Source organism: Ancylothrix sp. D3o (assembly GCF_025370775.1).
Lineage (GTDB): Bacteria > Cyanobacteriota > Cyanobacteriia > Cyanobacteriales > Oscillatoriaceae > Ancylothrix.
Genome location: NZ_JAMXEX010000003.1, coordinates 220,629 through 237,243 on the forward strand (window position 1 = coordinate 220,629; position 16,615 = coordinate 237,243).

The 16,615-nt window shown below is 43.4% G+C and carries 20 protein-coding genes and 1 pseudogene; 9 read left to right on the top strand and 12 right to left on the bottom strand.

The annotated features are described in order from the left end of the window. The first annotated feature begins 120 nt into the window (after positions 1–120). The 5 genes from NG798_RS08290 (at position 121) to NG798_RS08310 (ending at position 3,409) form a co-directional block, all read left to right on the top strand. Entirely contained in the window at positions 121–423 is a 303-nt protein-coding gene (locus NG798_RS08290) for an NfeD family protein (protein ID WP_261221851.1), read from the top strand. 102 nt (positions 424–525) lie between these two features. After that, positions 526–1,380, top strand: a complete 855-nt coding sequence (rsmA, locus tag NG798_RS08295) for a 16S rRNA (adenine(1518)-N(6)/adenine(1519)-N(6))-dimethyltransferase RsmA (protein WP_261221853.1) — start codon at positions 526–528, stop codon at positions 1,378–1,380. Positions 1,381–1,382: 2 nt separating this feature from the next. Continuing rightward, on the top strand, positions 1,383–2,351 hold the full coding sequence (gene ispE / locus NG798_RS08300; RefSeq protein WP_261221855.1) for a 4-(cytidine 5'-diphospho)-2-C-methyl-D-erythritol kinase: 969 nt from the start codon (positions 1,383–1,385) through the stop codon (positions 2,349–2,351). A gap of 15 nt (positions 2,352–2,366) precedes the next feature. Next, positions 2,367–2,702: a DUF3082 domain-containing protein gene (locus NG798_RS08305; RefSeq protein ID WP_261221857.1), complete on the top strand. Its 336-nt coding sequence runs from the start codon at positions 2,367–2,369 to the stop codon at positions 2,700–2,702. 65 nt (positions 2,703–2,767) lie between these two features. Next, positions 2,768–3,409 (top strand): methyltransferase domain-containing protein, encoded by a 642-nt coding sequence (locus tag NG798_RS08310; RefSeq protein ID WP_261221859.1) that lies wholly within the window; start codon positions 2,768–2,770, stop codon positions 3,407–3,409. A 36-nt stretch (positions 3,410–3,445) separates the two neighbouring features. On the opposite strand, the gene NG798_RS08315 is transcribed toward NG798_RS08310, so the two are convergent. Together NG798_RS08315 and NG798_RS08320 are read right to left on the bottom strand one after the other, a co-directional pair. Beyond that, positions 3,446–3,694 carry a hypothetical protein gene (locus NG798_RS08315; protein ID WP_261221860.1) on the bottom strand — a complete coding sequence of 83 codons (249 nt, stop codon included), beginning with the start codon at positions 3,692–3,694 and terminating at the stop codon, positions 3,446–3,448. A gap of 150 nt (positions 3,695–3,844) precedes the next feature. After that, on the bottom strand, positions 3,845–3,970 hold the full coding sequence (locus NG798_RS08320) for a hypothetical protein (protein WP_261221861.1): 126 nt from the start codon (positions 3,968–3,970) through the stop codon (positions 3,845–3,847). Between NG798_RS08320 and NG798_RS08325 the strand changes: the two are divergent. The 3 genes and pseudogenes from NG798_RS08325 to hemG all read left to right on the top strand — a co-directional run. Further along, positions 3,970–4,143 (top strand): annotated as a pseudogene (locus tag NG798_RS08325) (cryptochrome/photolyase family protein); the annotation flags it as partial. The gene NG798_RS08320 and the pseudogene NG798_RS08325 sit on opposite strands and share 1 nt — an antisense overlap. A gap of 607 nt (positions 4,144–4,750) precedes the next feature. Then, positions 4,751–4,975: a DUF2811 domain-containing protein gene (locus NG798_RS08330; RefSeq protein ID WP_261221863.1), complete on the top strand. Its 225-nt coding sequence runs from the start codon at positions 4,751–4,753 to the stop codon at positions 4,973–4,975. 21 nt (positions 4,976–4,996) lie between these two features. After that, entirely contained in the window at positions 4,997–6,439 is a 1,443-nt protein-coding gene (gene hemG, locus NG798_RS08335; RefSeq protein WP_261221865.1) for a protoporphyrinogen oxidase, read from the top strand. Positions 6,440–6,541: 102 nt separating this feature from the next. Here hemG and NG798_RS08340 read toward each other — a convergent pair whose 3' ends face one another. From NG798_RS08340 to NG798_RS08380, 9 genes are all read right to left on the bottom strand, one after another. Then, positions 6,542–7,264 carry a response regulator transcription factor gene (locus NG798_RS08340; protein WP_261221867.1) on the bottom strand — a complete coding sequence of 241 codons (723 nt, stop codon included), beginning with the start codon at positions 7,262–7,264 and terminating at the stop codon, positions 6,542–6,544. Positions 7,265–8,000: 736 nt separating this feature from the next. Continuing rightward, a complete protein-coding gene (locus tag NG798_RS08345; RefSeq protein WP_261221869.1) occupies positions 8,001–8,981 on the bottom strand; it encodes an RsmB/NOP family class I SAM-dependent RNA methyltransferase in 981 nt (326 codons plus the stop codon). Between the two features lie 2 nt (positions 8,982–8,983). Next, entirely contained in the window at positions 8,984–9,229 is a 246-nt protein-coding gene (locus NG798_RS08350; RefSeq protein ID WP_261221871.1) for an HNH endonuclease, read from the bottom strand. Between the two features lie 12 nt (positions 9,230–9,241). After that, positions 9,242–9,628 carry a KGK domain-containing protein gene (locus tag NG798_RS08355; protein WP_261221873.1) on the bottom strand — a complete coding sequence of 129 codons (387 nt, stop codon included), beginning with the start codon at positions 9,626–9,628 and terminating at the stop codon, positions 9,242–9,244. A 224-nt stretch (positions 9,629–9,852) separates the two neighbouring features. Next, complete coding sequence (locus NG798_RS08360; RefSeq protein WP_261221875.1) at positions 9,853–10,218, bottom strand: KGK domain-containing protein; 366 nt, start codon at positions 10,216–10,218, stop codon at positions 9,853–9,855. 181 nt (positions 10,219–10,399) lie between these two features. Beyond that, entirely contained in the window at positions 10,400–12,787 is a 2,388-nt protein-coding gene (locus tag NG798_RS08365) for a dynamin-like GTPase family protein (RefSeq protein WP_261221876.1), read from the bottom strand. 178 nt (positions 12,788–12,965) lie between these two features. Then, positions 12,966–13,592: an SRPBCC family protein gene (locus NG798_RS08370; RefSeq protein ID WP_261221877.1), complete on the bottom strand. Its 627-nt coding sequence runs from the start codon at positions 13,590–13,592 to the stop codon at positions 12,966–12,968. A 45-nt stretch (positions 13,593–13,637) separates the two neighbouring features. Further along, positions 13,638–14,432, bottom strand: coding sequence for a PD-(D/E)XK nuclease family protein (locus NG798_RS08375; protein WP_261221879.1), 795 nt, complete (start codon positions 14,430–14,432; stop codon positions 13,638–13,640). A gap of 88 nt (positions 14,433–14,520) precedes the next feature. Continuing rightward, a complete protein-coding gene (locus NG798_RS08380; protein WP_261221880.1) occupies positions 14,521–14,943 on the bottom strand; it encodes an EVE domain-containing protein in 423 nt (140 codons plus the stop codon). A 243-nt stretch (positions 14,944–15,186) separates the two neighbouring features. Here NG798_RS08380 and NG798_RS08385 point away from each other — a divergent pair, with 243 nt between their 5' ends. Continuing rightward, a complete protein-coding gene (locus tag NG798_RS08385; protein ID WP_261221881.1) occupies positions 15,187–15,969 on the top strand; it encodes an SIMPL domain-containing protein in 783 nt (260 codons plus the stop codon). Between the two features lie 14 nt (positions 15,970–15,983). On the opposite strand, the gene NG798_RS08390 is transcribed toward NG798_RS08385, so the two are convergent. Next, the gene (locus NG798_RS08390; RefSeq protein WP_261221882.1) at positions 15,984–16,358 is read right to left on the bottom strand and encodes a single-stranded DNA-binding protein; all 375 of its coding nucleotides are present in this window, start codon (positions 16,356–16,358) and stop codon (positions 15,984–15,986) included. Positions 16,359–16,615 lie beyond the last annotated feature (257 nt).

Sequence of the window (16,615 nt, forward strand, 5' to 3'; positions counted from 1 at the left end):
TCGTTCCTCTACCCAACCTACATTATTAAGTTGACTTACTTAGATTGGCTGATAAGTGCGGCCAAATTGAGCTAAAATAAAGATCCGATATCTAGCCTTAATAAAAAGGTTTTTTTTCAAATGAGCAGCAGTGTAATGGCTCCTTCTGTGACTTTGTTCCCTGAGCCTAAAGAGGGAATTGTTGATCAAGAAATTACCACTGAGCAAGCCGGACGAGTAAAATATGACGGAAGTTATTGGCCGGCTCGCTTTTATGATCCCAACTGCCAAGCAAAACTAGAACCTAAAAATGCTGTCAGTGTGCTTGGTATTGCTGGAATTACTCTCTTAGTCATGCCTATAAATATACCCGAAACAACAAATGCTCCTGAACAAGATAAAATCACAGAAGGCGACGAGCAAAAAAATACTCTTGAAACTTAAAAATCCCTGCGTTTCTTGCAAGCGTAAAGTTTTTTGTTTGTTTTAAGCCGGCCGGTGGACATTGCCCAGCATACTAAAATTTAAAACCGAAAATCCAGAAGAATGCCTCAACCTCGTAAAAAATTTGCCCAACATTGGTTAAAAAGCGAAAAAGCTCTCCATCAAATTGTCACAGCAGCCTCGCTTTTGCCAACAGATAGAATTTTAGAAATTGGCCCCGGCACCGGCAATCTCACCCGTCAACTTTTACCCTTAGTGCAATCGCTTTTAGCCGTTGAACTTGACCGAGATTTGTGCGAATTCTTGGTTAAAAAGCTTGGGCAAAAAGATAACTTTTTATTGGTACAGGGCGATTTTTTATCCTTAGACCTAGATGCCCAAATTGCCTTGTTTCCCGCCTTCCAAAACCCGAAAAAAGTAGTCGCCAATATTCCATACAATATCACCGGCCCGATTTTAGAAAAACTCCTCGGAACTATTAGCGAACCGGCCCCAAATCCTTATGATTTAATTGTCTTATTAGTGCAGAAAGAAGTCGCCGAAAGACTATATGCCAAACCAGGCTCAAAAGCCTTTGGAGCGCTTTCTGTGAAGGTACAATATTTAGCAAGCTGCGAATTGATTGCTCATGTACCCGCAAGCGCATTTCACCCCGCGCCAAAAGTAGACTCCGCTATCGTTCGCCTGCGTCCGCAAACTCCAGAAATAGCGGCGCAAAATCCGCGACTGCTTGACAATTTGCTAAAAATGGGTTTTTCTAGTAAGCGAAAAATGTTGCGAAATAACCTGGCCGGTGTCATCGAACGAGAGGAACTCACAAAAATACTCGAAAACTTAAACTTAAACCCCCAATTTCGCGCCGAAGACCTCAGCGTTACCGACTGGGTGACATTATCTAATATTATTAATCAAAGAAACCAAGAGCCTGTCTTTGCCTCCCCAATTTCTCCTCCCTAACCATGCAATCCTATACCCTTCTTGCACCGGCAAAAATTAATTTGTACCTAGAGATAATTGGCCTTCGGGCCGATGGTTATCACGAATTAGCGATGGTTATGCAAACCGTCGATCTTGCCGATAAAATTGTTTTGCGTCCCAATGGAAATGACGCATTTCGCCTTAGTTGCGATCATCCCCAAGTGCCGGCAGATCAAACAAATCTTGCCTACAAAGCCGCACAATTAATGGCCAGCGAATTTCCTAAAAGTTTTGCTAATTATGGCGGCGCAGATATCCACATTCAAAAAAATATTCCCGTCGCCGCAGGATTAGCCGGTGGTTCCACCAATGGCGCCGCCGTTTTAGTAGGATTAAATTTAATCTGGCAACTCGGTTTAACCCACTCAGAATTAGAAGAATTAGCCGGCCAGCTTGGTTCCGATGTACCCTTTTGCATTAGCGGCGGTACAGCCCTCGCCACCGGACGCGGCAATGAACTCGACACCTTACCACCATTAAACAATTTATATGTTGTGCTAGGTAAATATGAAAGCCTAGCCGTGCCGACTCCTTGGGCATATAAAACCTATAAAGAGCAATTTAGCGAGACTTATGTAAGCGATATAGCAACCCTAGAAAGCCGGGGTAAACGAGTCCATTCCGGGCCAATGGTCAACGCAATTGCTCATCAAGATAGCCGCAAAATTGGCGAATTGCTACATAACGACTTAGAAAAAGTTGTATTACCGGCCTACCCCCAAGTTGAGCAATTAAGGCAAGCATTTTTAAACGAAAAAGAAAGTTATTCTGAAACAATTTTAGGCGCAATGATGTCTGGTTCTGGCCCCACAGTCTTTGCCATAACAACCACCCTCACCCAAGCCGAAAATCTTAAACAAAAAATCCAAACCACTTTACCCGATCCAGATTTAAAATTATGGGTAGCAAAATTTATTTCGTCCGGCATTAGTATCGCCGGTGATTCCTAATAAAGGACAAATGACATGACCACAAATGACAAACCCCAAATGACAAATGACAAAGGACAACCCACTGTATTCAGTTGTGTAAGCGGATCATTAGTAGCCGGTGCAATGGCAAGCGGTAGCTATTTCCTCACCTCTTCAATAGCTCAAACTTTTGCCAACAAGCCGGTACATTCTGCTAATATAACGGTTGTGAATATTACTATTGCTGTCCGTACTCTCGTTGTCGGAATGTGTGCTTTAGGTTCTGCCATTTTTGGCATCGCTGCTTTAGGATTAATGGCATTAGGAATCCAAATTCTTATCCAAAAACTAACAAAGCAGCCAGCCACTCCACCCGACTCACAACCCTAGACTACAATAGCCTTATAATTCACATAATTTAACTTTTAATAGTCATCCCAGGAGACTGTCAAGCGGTGGAAAATAGCTCCCATAAATATGAATATCGCTATCGAGACAGCAAACCCAGATATCATCATCCCTATTTGATGAATCCCCTTTTAGCAATGTTAAAGGAAGCAAAACCTGCTGATTCTTCCACCATCAAAGTGCTGGATTTAGGGTGCGGAAATGGCAGTCTCACCCATATTATTGCTCAACAAGGGTATGATGTCGTAGGGCTTGACAGTTCCGAACAAGGCATTACCATTGCTCAACAAAGTTTTCCCGAATGTAAATTTATTGAAGCAGATATTTATGACCAGCCGCCCTCAGATTTACTCAATACTTTTGATATTGTCATTGGCGTAGAAGTCATCGAGCATTTATTCTTTCCAAAAGAGCTAGTACGCTACGCCCAACAATGCCTTAAACCAGGTGGTTCTCTAATTCTCAGCACTCCTTATCACGGCTACCTCAAAAACTTGCTAATCGCCCTCACCGGCAAAATGGATGAGCATTTTACGGTTTTGTGGGATATGGGTCATGTAAAATTTTTCTCAGTCGCCACCCTCACCGCTTTATTAAAAGCAGAAGGTTATCAAGAAATACAGTTCAAATTTGCCGGCAGACTTCCCTACTTGTGGAAATCGATGTTATGTTCAGCCCGTATTAAGTAGCCCACCGGCCAGTAATTTACAACGTCCATCAGCCAATTAATTTAAAACCGGCAAAAATTGCCCAGTGTGCAAAACAGCTTCCCCATGATCCGGTATCCAAACCACCCACCGGTCATCCTCAAGCCCGCATAACAAAAGCGCTTCATCAAAACTATACGCACTCGGAACATCTAACAACTTTACCCAAGTATTCGGCTCAAATTTTTCTTGCCAAATCTCTTTAATTTCACTGAGAGGATAAAAAGGCGACTGGCCGTTTAATGTAGGTTTGATATCAAGTTTCATGGTTTTCTCCTTTAAAGCACGATGCCGACTGGGGGCTTGCTTTGGCTTTTTTTTCTCAAGCTGGCCTACCCAGAGGGCAAAAAACAAAATAATTCTGTAATTAAAGATACAAAAAATTTCTCCCCACCGGCAAGCAATTGTTGCAGAACTTCACAACCCCATATTCGCTTGGGTTGGATCACCCCATAACCCCCGCAATTCCATGACCACCGGCAGGCGACCAACTCTCAACCGGCCAAGCCGCACTACAAACACCCCATCAGCCGGCCAGCACACCAGTCATCCTCATCGAATCCTTGGCCCACATCCGCCAAAGACCCTATCACCGCCAAAAACTTGTCCTTGTTTGGTCAGCCCTGCGAGATTTTGCAATAGAACTGCAAAGCTTAGGCTACCCCGTAACCTACATCAAAGCCTCCCAAAAATTTCAAATAACCTCGACCGTATGATTACTGAACAATTGCAAGTAATAGGCAAGCAAGCGGAGAACTGGCATCAACAAACCTAATGGGGGATGTTGGCACCATCTCTGTTGCAATTCTTATTTTTTGGCTAAATTTTCCCCAACTATTCCACAAACATTCCACAGGAGACTCACAGGTTTTCCACAATTTAGACAGAGTTTTCCACAGGCAACAAGGCTACGCCGCAAGCGCGAGTGTTGGGTTGGGGATATCTGGCAGAGGGAATTTTGGGGGGGCCGGTGGAGAGAGTTTAATGAAGTTTTGTAACAAAAATAGTGTTATAACCCTTATTGTTTCGTGAGAGGTAGACCGTGTTTGCCTGGGTCTGTAACATTTCGCAGCATTGACAACCCACCCCCCTGATAGCGGACAATGTTGCAGCCACGCTAAAACATTTGCCTCCGCAACGAGAGTGATGGCAAAAGCAAACGGCACCTAAAAAACTGCTCTTTTGCCTTATATTTGCAAGGAAATATCACGGGTGACACTTCCTGAAACTAGCTTTGGGTGAGGAAGCTAGGCAAATTTCAAGCACCTAAAATCCAACTTCGCCGAAAACTTGAAGATACATTTTGCCCCCAAAGGAGGAATTATGAAGACCAACATCAGCATCCTGGCGGAAATACCCGAAGAATTGCACGAATCACTCAAAACCTATTTAGACAGCCATCCAGACTGGGATCAAGACCGAGTTTTTACCTCAGCTTTGTCGCTGTTTTTGCTGCAAAATGGTAACAGTGCGACGCCAGACGCATCGCGCTGCTATCGGCAAGCAGCCAGAGTTTACCTAGAATCGCTGTTTCGCCACACCGCTTAATCAAAATACTTTTTGAGCAAAATGCAAGTAACTGAACCGCTGCATCAAACCAATCTCATCGATACGCTGATTGTCGGGGCTGGAATTACCGGCCTGTCTTTGGCCCACGCCCTCAAAAAAAACGCATCTCCTCACCAAAGGCAATTTTGGGTGACAGAAACCCAGGGACGAGTAGGCGGACGCATCGTGACTTCTGCGGGGGATGGGTTTATTTGGGAAGAAGGGCCAAATAGTTTTTCCCCAACACCGGCACTTTTGAAATTGGCGGTGGAGGTGGGTTTAAAAGACGATTTGGTTTTTGCAGATCGTAAGTTACCGCGTTTTGTCTATTGGAAAAATCAGTTATTAGCGGTGCCGATGAGTCCACCGGCTGCTATTAGCACAAAATTGCTGAGTTGGCGCGGCAAGTTACGCGCCGCTTTTGGTGCCTTGGGGTTTGTTCCCCCGGCGATGGGAGGCGCTGAGGAAAGCGTAGCGGAGTTTTTTGGCCGGCATTTGGGGTCAGAAGTTCTCGAAAGAATGGTTCAGCCTTTTGTTTCTGGGGTGTATGCCGGCGATCCAACTCAACTCAGCGCTTATTCTGCCTTTGCCAGAGTGGCAAAACTGGCTGAGTCTGGTGGTGGTTTGATGGCCGGTGCCTTGTTATCGCGTCCCAAGGGGAAAAAGAAAGCGCCAATTGATGCAAGCATTCCCCAAACTCGCCCCGGAGAGTTGGGTTCCTTTCGGGCCGGTATGCAGATGTTGCCAGAGGCTATTGCCAAGGAATTAGGCGATGCAGTGAAGTTAAACTGGCATTTGTTGCGTTTAACGCGCACGGAAAGAAACACTTATTTAGCGGAATATGCCACGCCAGAGGGTTCGCGTTGCGTTGAGGCAAAGACGGTGGTGTTAACAACGCCTACTTATGTGACTGCGGAGTTGATGCAAAACTTGCAAGTTGAAGTAAGTAAGGCTTTAAGTGAAATTGAGTATCCGCCGGTGGCTTGTGTGGTTTTGGCATATCCAACGGATGCTTTTAAAATGAATTTGCAAGGTTTTGGTAATTTGATTCCCAGAGGGCAAGGCGTGCGGACGCTAGGGACAATATGGGCATCTAGTTTGTTTGCCGGTCGGGCTCCGCAGGGCTGGAATTTGTTAATTAATTTTATTGGTGGTTCGACGGATAAGGAAATTGGCAATTTAGATAAGGAAGAGATTGCCCGTGCGGTTCATCAAGATTTGTGCAAGACGCTGTTAAAAAATGATGTGTCGCCGAAGGTTTTGGCGGTGAATTTATGGAAACGGGCCATCCCCCAGTACACGAAGGGACATCAGGGACGTTTAGAGACGATTGACCGAGGTTTGCAGGAGTTGCCAGGGTTGTTTTTGTGTGGAAATTATACGGATGGTGTGGCGCTGGGCGATTGTGTGCGGCGGGGGAATGAGTGGGCCGGTAAGGTTTTGAGTTATTTGGGGGAGGGTTGATTTTTTAACCGCAGATGTATAGCAGGCAAGATGCCTGCTCCACAGATAACCCATCCGCGTTTATCCGCTATAGGCTGCGGTTTATATTTTCTTGGAGCAGTTTTATTCGAGTGTTTTACCTAGAGATGCGGTGGCTGTTTCAAATTTGTAGCCAACTCCTCGTACTGTTTGGATGAGGGATGGTTGGCTGGTGTCTATTTCTATTTTGCGGCGAATTTGGCCGATATGGACGTCTACGACGCGCATATCTCCGACGTCGCTGCGGTCATAGTCCCAGACTTGTTCGAGGAGTTCGGCGCGTCGCCATACTTTGTTGGGGTTGCTGGCTAAAAAATATAGCAGGTCAAATTCCAAGGCAGTTAGGGCCACAGTCTCATTGTTGAGGGTGACTTCCCGGCGCACGGGGTCGATGAATAGTTGCCCAAAGGTTAGGGTTTGTTTTTCGGCGGGGATGATCGTGCGTTGGCGTTTTAAGATGGCGGCGACTTTGGCGGCTAAAACGTCTAGGTGGAAGGGTTTGGTTATGTAGTCATCTGCACCAAGCCCATAGGCTCTCAGCATATCAGCTTGGTCTGTCCGGCTGGTTAAAAAGAGGACAAAAACGCCGGTGCGCTTTTGCATTTCTTGGCAAAGCTGAAAGCCGGTTGTGTCTGGCAGGTTTACGTCCAAAACCACTAGATCCGGATTGAAGTCCGCGAACACATCCAGCGCTGTTTTACCGCAGTCAGCAGATTGCATTTCATAACTCTGCTGTTTGAGGTAACGCAAAATTAAATTACGGATTGCAGGATCGTCATCAACGACAAGTATCTTGGCAGGGGCCATGTCTACAACCTGGCTCTACGAATTGGGCAATAAGGATAGCAATAGACCGATAGCGCAGTGCATTTTTTATGTTGGCAAGCGGGGGGATTGATGCTAAAAAGCAGTTCGTCCCAGCACAGTCTTTTATCCAGCATTTTAAATAATTATCGGCTCTTAATACCATTGGTCAATGTTTTTGACCGGCTTGGTGGGAGGCTCGATATTCTATGTCTGGACTTTACCGCCATTGTCTGTCACTTTTTCTGTCTATTCCCAGATTCCGGGAAGCGACAATTTAAGGGCCAGCAATTAGGCTACCAAAGAAAGCGCCTTTTTTTTGGGCGACTTAATGGCGATGGGGCTGTTTTCCGCTGTCTGGTGGTGGCGGTAGCCGGTGCACCAGATTAATTAAGTTTTAATTTACTGCAACTATTTTAAAGGCTTTGAGAGTGTACAGACTGTAATAATATATCGCGTCTCTACTATTTTTTGGCTTTTATTGTCCAAGGACGCATGGCTTAAAAGCGGCTGCGTGTGGGGTTGGACTTTTGGCCGGTGTTTCTCTCAAATGCCATTGTCTAAATTTTGATGGCGCTTTGTATATTAACCATTTTTACCACCTCTGGCAAGTTTATTTTTGTGTTGTTTGTTTTTTCTCAACAATTATGGGGGATTTTTTGGCGGCCATCGGAGCTATTCTGGTTGTTTATTAACAAATCTAAAGGAATTTTACTGTGGGGCCAAAAATTCGGTTTTTTTAAGAAAGGGGGTTTTTTGCGTTTGTCCTATTAATAAATCTAAAGGAATTTTCGTCCCAAAAGTTGCTGGGCAATTGTTTGGCTGGTTCGCTGTTGGTATTTTTGAAGAGGATGGTAAATGCACCGGCGCCCTCTCCTGTGTGGGGCCACATTCGGTAACAAGCTAAGTCTGTAAGATGAGATTGGTGGGGGGTTAGGTGGGGGATTTGTTGTGGTTGAAAGTGGGGAAATTTGGAGATGAACCAGTCGCCAATTTTTTCGTTTTCTTCGGGGGAATATGTGCAGGTTGTGTAGGCTAGATATCCTTGCGGTGCGACAATGTGGGCGGCGTTGGCGATGATTCTTTTTTGCCGGTTGGCGTTTTTGTTAATATTTACGGGATGAAAACAACCGTCTGCTTTTTCGCCTTTGGCGATTAAAGATTGTCCGCTACAAGGTGCATCTACTAGCACAACTTGGGCAGTTTGTGGGATAATTTCTCCAAAAAATTCTGGGTCACGGTTAAGAACGGCGCAGGGTTGAATTTGGCAACGTTTAATATTAGAAATCAGCATTCCGATTCGTTTGCTGATAACTTCGTTACATAATAATAATTGAGGTTGTAAACTTTTCCAAGCAAAGATGCTTTTGCCGCCTGGGGCTGCACACATATCAAATATAATATTAACCGGCTCTTTTATGCTTAATAAGCTAGATGCGGCAAAAACTGAGGAGAAGTCTAGGCAGTAATAATATCCTTGTTCGTGGAGGGGGTGTTTGCCTGGTTTTTCTGTGGGGGAAAGACGATCTATAAAATGGGGTTGCCAGGATAGTGCCGGTGCTGTTTCAAAGGGTAAGGTTTGGGGTTTTTCTTGAGTCCAAAGAATGCAGGGATTAAATTTTTTTGGGGTGAGGAGTGAGTGGATAAAGGTTTCTTGTTCGCCGGTGTCGGTGAAGAGTTGCCGGCTGAGTTTGAGGAGGAGGTTTGAGGGTTTTTCCATGTTTAAATATCGAAGTGCCGGTTAAAACGTGGGTCTATTTTATGGGTTTTCTTTTGGTTACAGGTAAGGCAAAGTGTTTGCAGGTTGCTGACATCGTTTGATCCGCCTTTGGCGAGGGGGATAATGTGGTCGATGCTGAGTTGGGTTTCTTGGTGAGTTTTGCCGCAACTTTGGCATTGATAGTTATTGCGTTGATAGACGTATTTTCTGACTTCTGGGGGGATGGGAATACGGGGAGTTTTGTTCATATTTTTAGGGGATTAATTTTCGTCTTTCATTAGCCGGCGGATATCGTCAAGGGGTGATTCGTTTTCGGGGGGTGCCGGTGTTCCTTCAATTTCTGGATTTTCTGGTTCGTTGGGAGAAAATTCTATGCTGTATTTAATTCTAATTGTACCTTCTTGCCATGCCTGAGATCCAATTCTTAAAACCTCGGCATTGACTCCTTTGGTAAACAACAAATAAGATTCATTATCATCATCTATCATCAGCCCCTCATCAACTAAGGCTTGGAGGTTACTTTTTTCATTATGTTTAATCACTTCTTGGAAGGAGGTTACAAGTTGTTCACTTGTTATTCCCCAACCCCCAACAAAACATATTACATCCCCATCGTCTAATTCCACCGGCCTAAATTCCTCACCCATCTTTTACCTCCCCCAACTATCTTTTTAGTCTACCATATTCTGCCACCCAACTCACCGGCTTTAAATAATTAACCGCAGATGAACGCAGATAAACGCGGATGAGCTATCTGCGTTCATTTACGTTTATCTACGGTTCTTTTAAACTCATCCTTGTTTAAATATCGAATTTTCTGGCTGCTGGGGAGATGAGGAGACGGGGAGTTTTCTTATTTAGCGGTATTTTTTTATTCTTTCATTAGCCGGCGGATGTCGTCTAGGGGTGATTCGTTTTCAGGGGGTGCCGGTGTTTCTTCCTCTTCCTCTGTTAAAAATTCAACTGTTACATTAAATCTTATTTTTCCCTTTTTCCAATTATCACCTACTCTTAGGATTTCACACTCCATGCCTTTATCAAAACAATGTTCGGACGCTTGTTCAGGAAACTCAGATATTAGCCGATCATAGTTGAGATAATATAAGAATTGTTCGCCTAAATCTCTATTTAATGCTTTTTTTAAAGCTGACTTAAATACGCTAACTTGCAACAAGTTGCCTGTTAGGGATAATACATCACGCTCGTTCAATTCCACCGGCCTAAATTCCTGAGCCATTTTTTACCTCTTTCCAACTATTTTTATAATCTACCATATTCTGCCACCCAACTCACCGGCTTTAAATAATTAACCGCAGATGAACGCAGATAAACGCAGATAAATGCAGATGATCTATCAGCCTTCATCTGTGGAGCAGGCATCTTGCCTGCTTTACATCTGCGGTTAATTTAAACTCTTTCTACTCTGCTTTTAAAACAACCACCGGCAACTGAAAACGATCTAAACTCATACTTTGCAAACAGCCATTAAAATCGCCAACTGCCTGATTATAAACCCCGATCACCCCTCCCACATTTGCTAAACGTTCCTCATTTTGCTGCAACAACTCCACAGCCTCTTTTTCCAGCGTTTTTTCTAAATGCGAACGAGCGCGATCATACTGTTGCAAAATTGAATCTTCCAAGTTTTTAACCAACGGCAAAACATGAATCTTCAAAGTCTGATAAAGTGCCTGCGGAAATGTACTTTGAATTGTCTGTTTTACCTTTGGTTCAAAATCCATTTTCATCAATTGTCGGATTCCTGGTTCTGCATCCACCATACTCCCACAATCATACGCCTGCGAGGTTTGCTGTAACACTTGACGAAACTGATAAATTGAAAATGTACCCTCATCATAAAAACGGGAACTTTCTCGCACATATCGGTCACATTCTGTGCTCGCAGCAGCACGAATTGTAAGCTGTACTTTTTCCTCTAAATCTTTAAAAGCTTTCTCAACTCCTGCATCACTTCCCATCAACCGGCACAACTCCCGATAATACTCAGATCGGCGTATTTGTTCCTGCAAATAAACAAACCAATTACCAATCGTTTTTTCCGATTCTGTCGCCAAAACTTCCTCTAATTCATTCGACAGAAAATAAAATGCTTCTACCAAAATTGCTAATAGTGGCGCAGTCGAATTTCGGGGATGTGCAAGAGTGGCGCGGCGGTATGCTTCCTCGACAGAAAAACTATTTAAAAGTTCATCTGTCCGCGATACCATTTTAACTTTCAATTTGCGGAAATCTTCGTCAAAAACCGGACATTGGTTTGTAATTACCTGATTGATTTCTTGACTGATATGCTCATGTAAACCGGCCCCAATTTTTCGCAATTCTTGATTTAAGTGTTCCAACCGCTGATTTTTAATTCCCTCAACTTCCTGCGGTTGACTTTCTAAATGGCGGTATTGTTCCAAATAATGGCGGCTCAAAGCTACACAAATTGGTTGTAAATCATTTGCCAGCGCTTCAAACAACTGCGGACGTTTTTCTTGAGTCAAATAACGGGTAATTGCTGAGCGAAATTCCTCAATCCCACTATCTTTAATTAACTGCTCCAACAAGGGAGAACCCCAATCGCTCAAAATGCGGATATAATTGTCATTGGAGCTTTCATAGCTATGAAGTGAAATCCGAAAATTGCTCGGTAGTTTGCCAGAACTTACGCAATATTGATTAAAGGCATAAACAAATTGTGGGGTTTCTTCTTGCCCATCCAAACCCTTGACACTGGATGCAAAAAGTGTATCTAAACCATAGCGATCCATAATGCCGTTTGTGCGTTGAATTTGACTGCCCCAAAAACCCAACAAACCACTGGTTTTATAGACTCGGTTGCTATCCCGAAATTGGGTGTTAATTAAGTCATCTAATCGCTGCCGTAATTGTCCATTATACCAGGTTTCATCAATGCGATTAAACACATAAAAAACTCGATCTCGAATGCCGGGATTTTGGCTAATTTTTTCGAGTAATTCTGTTTCTTCGGTTGTCATGTCGCCTTCGGATGCCGGTTTGAGCACACAAACGACTGCTGATGTTTCAGGATCTTCTATTTTCCGATAAGTTAATTCAGCATCTTTTTTCACCGGCGCATCAATTCCCGGCATATCAATCAAAACATTTCCATCTTTTAAAAGCGGGTGATTGCAATAATATTCAATTCGTTTCAACACCGCGCTATTGCTTCCCCGCCGCGCATACCCCGCCGCTTCTTTTAAGTTGGAAAAGTTAAACTGTTCCATCGAAAATGTGTTATTATTTGTCGGATGAATTCTCTCTTTGTTTGCCTCTAACCCTTCCACCAATAACATTAAAGCTTTCGCTTGTTTTGCTCGTTCTGATTTCGCTTCGCCGCCTTCTTTTTGAAGAATTTTTTCGCCAAACTCTCTCAAAAGTTTAATCACTTCAGGCTCATTAATTTTGACAAGTCCATTAATTTGCAAACGCTGACATAAAGCAACTGCTTGTTCTTGAATTTCGGCTAAACTTAAAAACGTCAAAACAACTCTTTCTTTCTCCGGTTCAGAATACTCTATATAACATTCTGTTCCCGTTGCGTGCCCTTCTGCACTATAAAGCAATTCTCGCCCCAACAATGCGTTAATCAGCATTGATTTACCGGCACTAAATGCACCCGCAAACACAATCTCAAATTTCGGAGAAATTGCTTTTTTCAGCGAAGCTTGAACCGAAGTGATGTTTTGTCCTTTTAAAGCCGATTCTTGTTTCAACAATTGCAGAATAGAATTAACCGTAGTTTCCAAATTTTGACAGGATGGCGAGAGTTGTGTAGTCATTTTTGGTAGTTCCTGAATAAGAAGCGAACAACCGCCGGCTTATTTGCTTAAACCGGCCAGTCTATTTCCCGATTATCTCACATCACCTACAACCCAAACCGGCAATTTTCCCGAAGCGAAGATGGGTTTTATTTTTCTCTCGCCAAAAAATAAAACCTTAGTAAAAACCCTGTCAATTTTACTTAGTTGAACGCTTCAAAACTTCCTTACGAATTGCCTCTAAATTAGCCCCCATTGCCCCTTGAAAAATATCATAAAATATGCCTTCAGGCGTGCCTTCTTTGGGTTTAACTTCCACCTCTTGCGTAATTAAAATTTTCGTTATTTCACCCCCAGGATAGTCAGAAACAGGCTCAATTTTCCATGAACCTTGAAGTTTACCTAAATCTCCCTCAATTAACCGAAAATCAATTTGCTTCTTATCAATCTCAGTATTCTCTGTACGAATGCGAGACTGTACATCCACTAAAACAATTTTCCGCTTACTAACTTGCTCAACAATTTTGCGGTTTCCATTGGTTTCTAACAACTTAGAAGAAATCACATTCGGCAAAAAAGTGTACAGATTATCATAATCTGTTAAAACATTCCAAACCGCCTCAGAAGTCGCCTCAACTAACACCTTTCCGACAAATTTTCCCTCAGCGCCGGTGACAACAGTTTTGCCTTCTCGTAAAGCAACTCTTTCCTCCACCGGCAAACGATCCACCGGCCCATCAAAAAGTTGCGCCTGTACCGGAGAGCCTGTTAAACTTACCATTAAACTCAGCGCAAATAAACCTGCAAAACTGAAACGATTTTTCATGCTTTTATCGAGAATTGCTCATCAAAAAATTATCCTAATAACTTACTACAAATCTAAGACTAATTGCAATCCCCGCTGCTTTTTAGCATTTTCTGGCAAAGGTTCTGGATTTTCTTGCACCGCCGAACAATACCGAGAATAAGAACAAGTTGAACAATGCTCACCCGGTGCCGGTTCCCACACACAATCCTCGCGCAATCTCAAAGCAAGTTCACTAATTGTTTCTTCTACCAATACCTTCTGATACTCACCACAATCAAAAGTAATTTTATCACCTGTTCGCAGATAAAGCAAACTAAGACACTTCAAACTTTTGCCATATTTTTTCTCCAAAGCCAAATAATATAACCCTAACTGTAAATCAACTTCCTCTGGCAAAAACTCCTTAACCTTCTTACTAGACTTATAATCAATCAACTCTAACCCATCCTCTAACCAATCAATGCGATCATAACGTCCCGACAGCGCAAACTCAATATTTGCTATTGCCAAATTAGCTTTAATTTGCCCCTCCACCGCCAGAGGTTTTCGCATTGCTGTTTCGGTAGCAATAAAAAAATCATAATAAAAATTGAGAATTTCTTCACCTTCTTGAACTTGAGCCGGTTTCAACTTTGAAGTGTGCTGACTCCAGCACTTTTCTATCCAACTTCTCGGCGGTTTTGGTTCTAAATAAGACCATTTCCAATAAATATCAGCCAAAGTGTTATGCAAAGCATTGCCTAAAGCATCCGCACCCCCAAAACTCTTAGGCTTTATTCCCCTTTCATAGCGGAAATAATAAGCTTGCGGACATTGTTGATAGGACTGCAATTTTGTCGCAGATAATTGATAAGCCATAATTTACAACCTCTGGAAAATTGACTTGCATTTCCTCACCCTCAGCTTAGCCAAAATTCGCCCAAATTTCCAAGCCAAAAATATTGTCTTATTTCCCCAAATCTTCAACCCCAGCAAGCGCAAGAATTCGCTGCCAATGTGCCTCAGAAACCGCTACCACCGAAAGACGCGATAACCGAATTAAATCAAAACCCTCAAAATCCTTATCAGCCTTAATTTCTGCCAAAGTCACAAATTTTTTTACTCGCCGCACAGCACGCACATCTACCACAACACGCTTAGGATCATTTAAGGCTGGATCGGGGTAAGCTTCGCTCATTATTTCCGCAATTCCTACAACTTGTCTTTGTTTGCCGGTATGGTAAAATAACGCTAAATCACCAGGCATCATAGAACGCATATTTTTGAGAGCTAAAGCATTATTAACTCCATTCCAAACTGCCTTAGTTTCCTGAACTAAATCTGTATAAGAATACTCATCAGGTTCGCTTTTTAACAACCAATAATTCATAGTAGTGATGAAGGTTTGGGGATTGGGGAAAAGGCAAAAAACATCAAGTCAAACTCCAAAGCAGTTACTAAAACTGTAACCTATCGAACCTACAGGATTAAGCAGTGCCACAGTAGAACCATACAACAAAAAGCATCTGTAAGAGTGGCGCGGGCATCTTGCCAGCGATTGCTGATTACCGCCGCAGGCGAGACACCGGCACCACTGAGATGCAAAAATTATTGAGTGAGGAGAAAATTATCCATGTCTGTAAATCTTGCAAGCTTAAGCAAAATTAGCTCTCGAACCGTCCTGCAAGTTTTGCCCATAGCCTTGAGTTTGCTAAGCTTGAGTTTAACATTGCCAGTATTGGCTCAACAGCGAAACCCACAAGAGCAAAATCAAATTATCCAAGGAGTACCCGTGCGAACCTTAACAGTAACCGGCAGAGGTGTAGAATTAATCCCGACAACCATCACCCAAGTGCGCTTAGGCGTAGAAGTTCAGGCAAAAACAGCCCAAGAAGCACAACAAGAAGCCGCCAAACGTTCAACAGCCGTCGTGACATTATTAAAATCGCGGAATGTGGAAAAATTGGAAACCACCGGCATTAATTTAAACCCAATTTATAGCTATGAAAATAACACCCAAAAACTCACCGGCTATAGTGCCACAAATACCGTTAGTTTTCGTATTCCCACCGGCAACGCAGGAAACCTATTAGACGAAGCCGTAAAAGCCGGTGCAACACGCATTGATGGAGTAAGTTTTATAGCTTCAGACAGTGCAATTTCCACAGCCCAACAACAAGCCTTAAAAGAAGCAACACAAGACGCACAAAAACAAGCAGATGCCGTTTTGAGCGCCTTGAATTTAAGAGCAGGAGAAGTTATAGGCATACAAATTAATGGAGCCTATGCACCGCCGCCGGTGCCGGTGCCGATGCCAAAATTTGCCGATGCAAGAGCAGAAATGGCAGCCTCAACACCAATAGAGGGAGGTGAGCAGCAAGTCGAAGCAAGCGTCACCCTGCAAATAAGATATTGAGGCAGAATAGGCGGCTAAATTTCGCCACCCGCATAGCCGGTGCCACCGTTCATCATAGCCGCCTCGTTATCGCGTTTAGAACCCAAGAGATCCAACTTCTCAACTTTAATCACCGGCTTAGAACGTTGGGAGCCGGAGTTGCGATCTTGCCAATAGTCAAATTTTAGAGAGCCGGTGACACCGATTAAACTACCCTTGCGGACATAGCTACCAGCAATCTCTGCCGTTTTTCCCCAAATTTCCAAAGTAAACCAATCAGGCTCCTCTTTATTACGAGTTCTTCTGTCAACCGCTAACGTTAAATTGCACTTAACAGTACCAGACTCAAAATATTTCATGTCAGGGTCTTGGCCGGCACGGCCTACCAAATGGACGATATTAAGACTCATATTGCTTGTATGTCTTGATGTGCTGCACTGATCTTAGCTAAGGATCGACACAGTAAGTAACTTAGGGGTGATTGTTGATAGTTGCGGTGGTTTTTCGAGTAACCGAACGGAACTTAAAAAAAAACAACACCTGCGCCCCTTGAAAAAAAAAGCGGGCCTCTCTACAATAGCGGGCAGAGCGGCAATTGGCCATCACATTACCCGGATTGGGTAGGCGAAGCAATGGATGATCCTTATAACTTGCGAGTCAGTTGGCC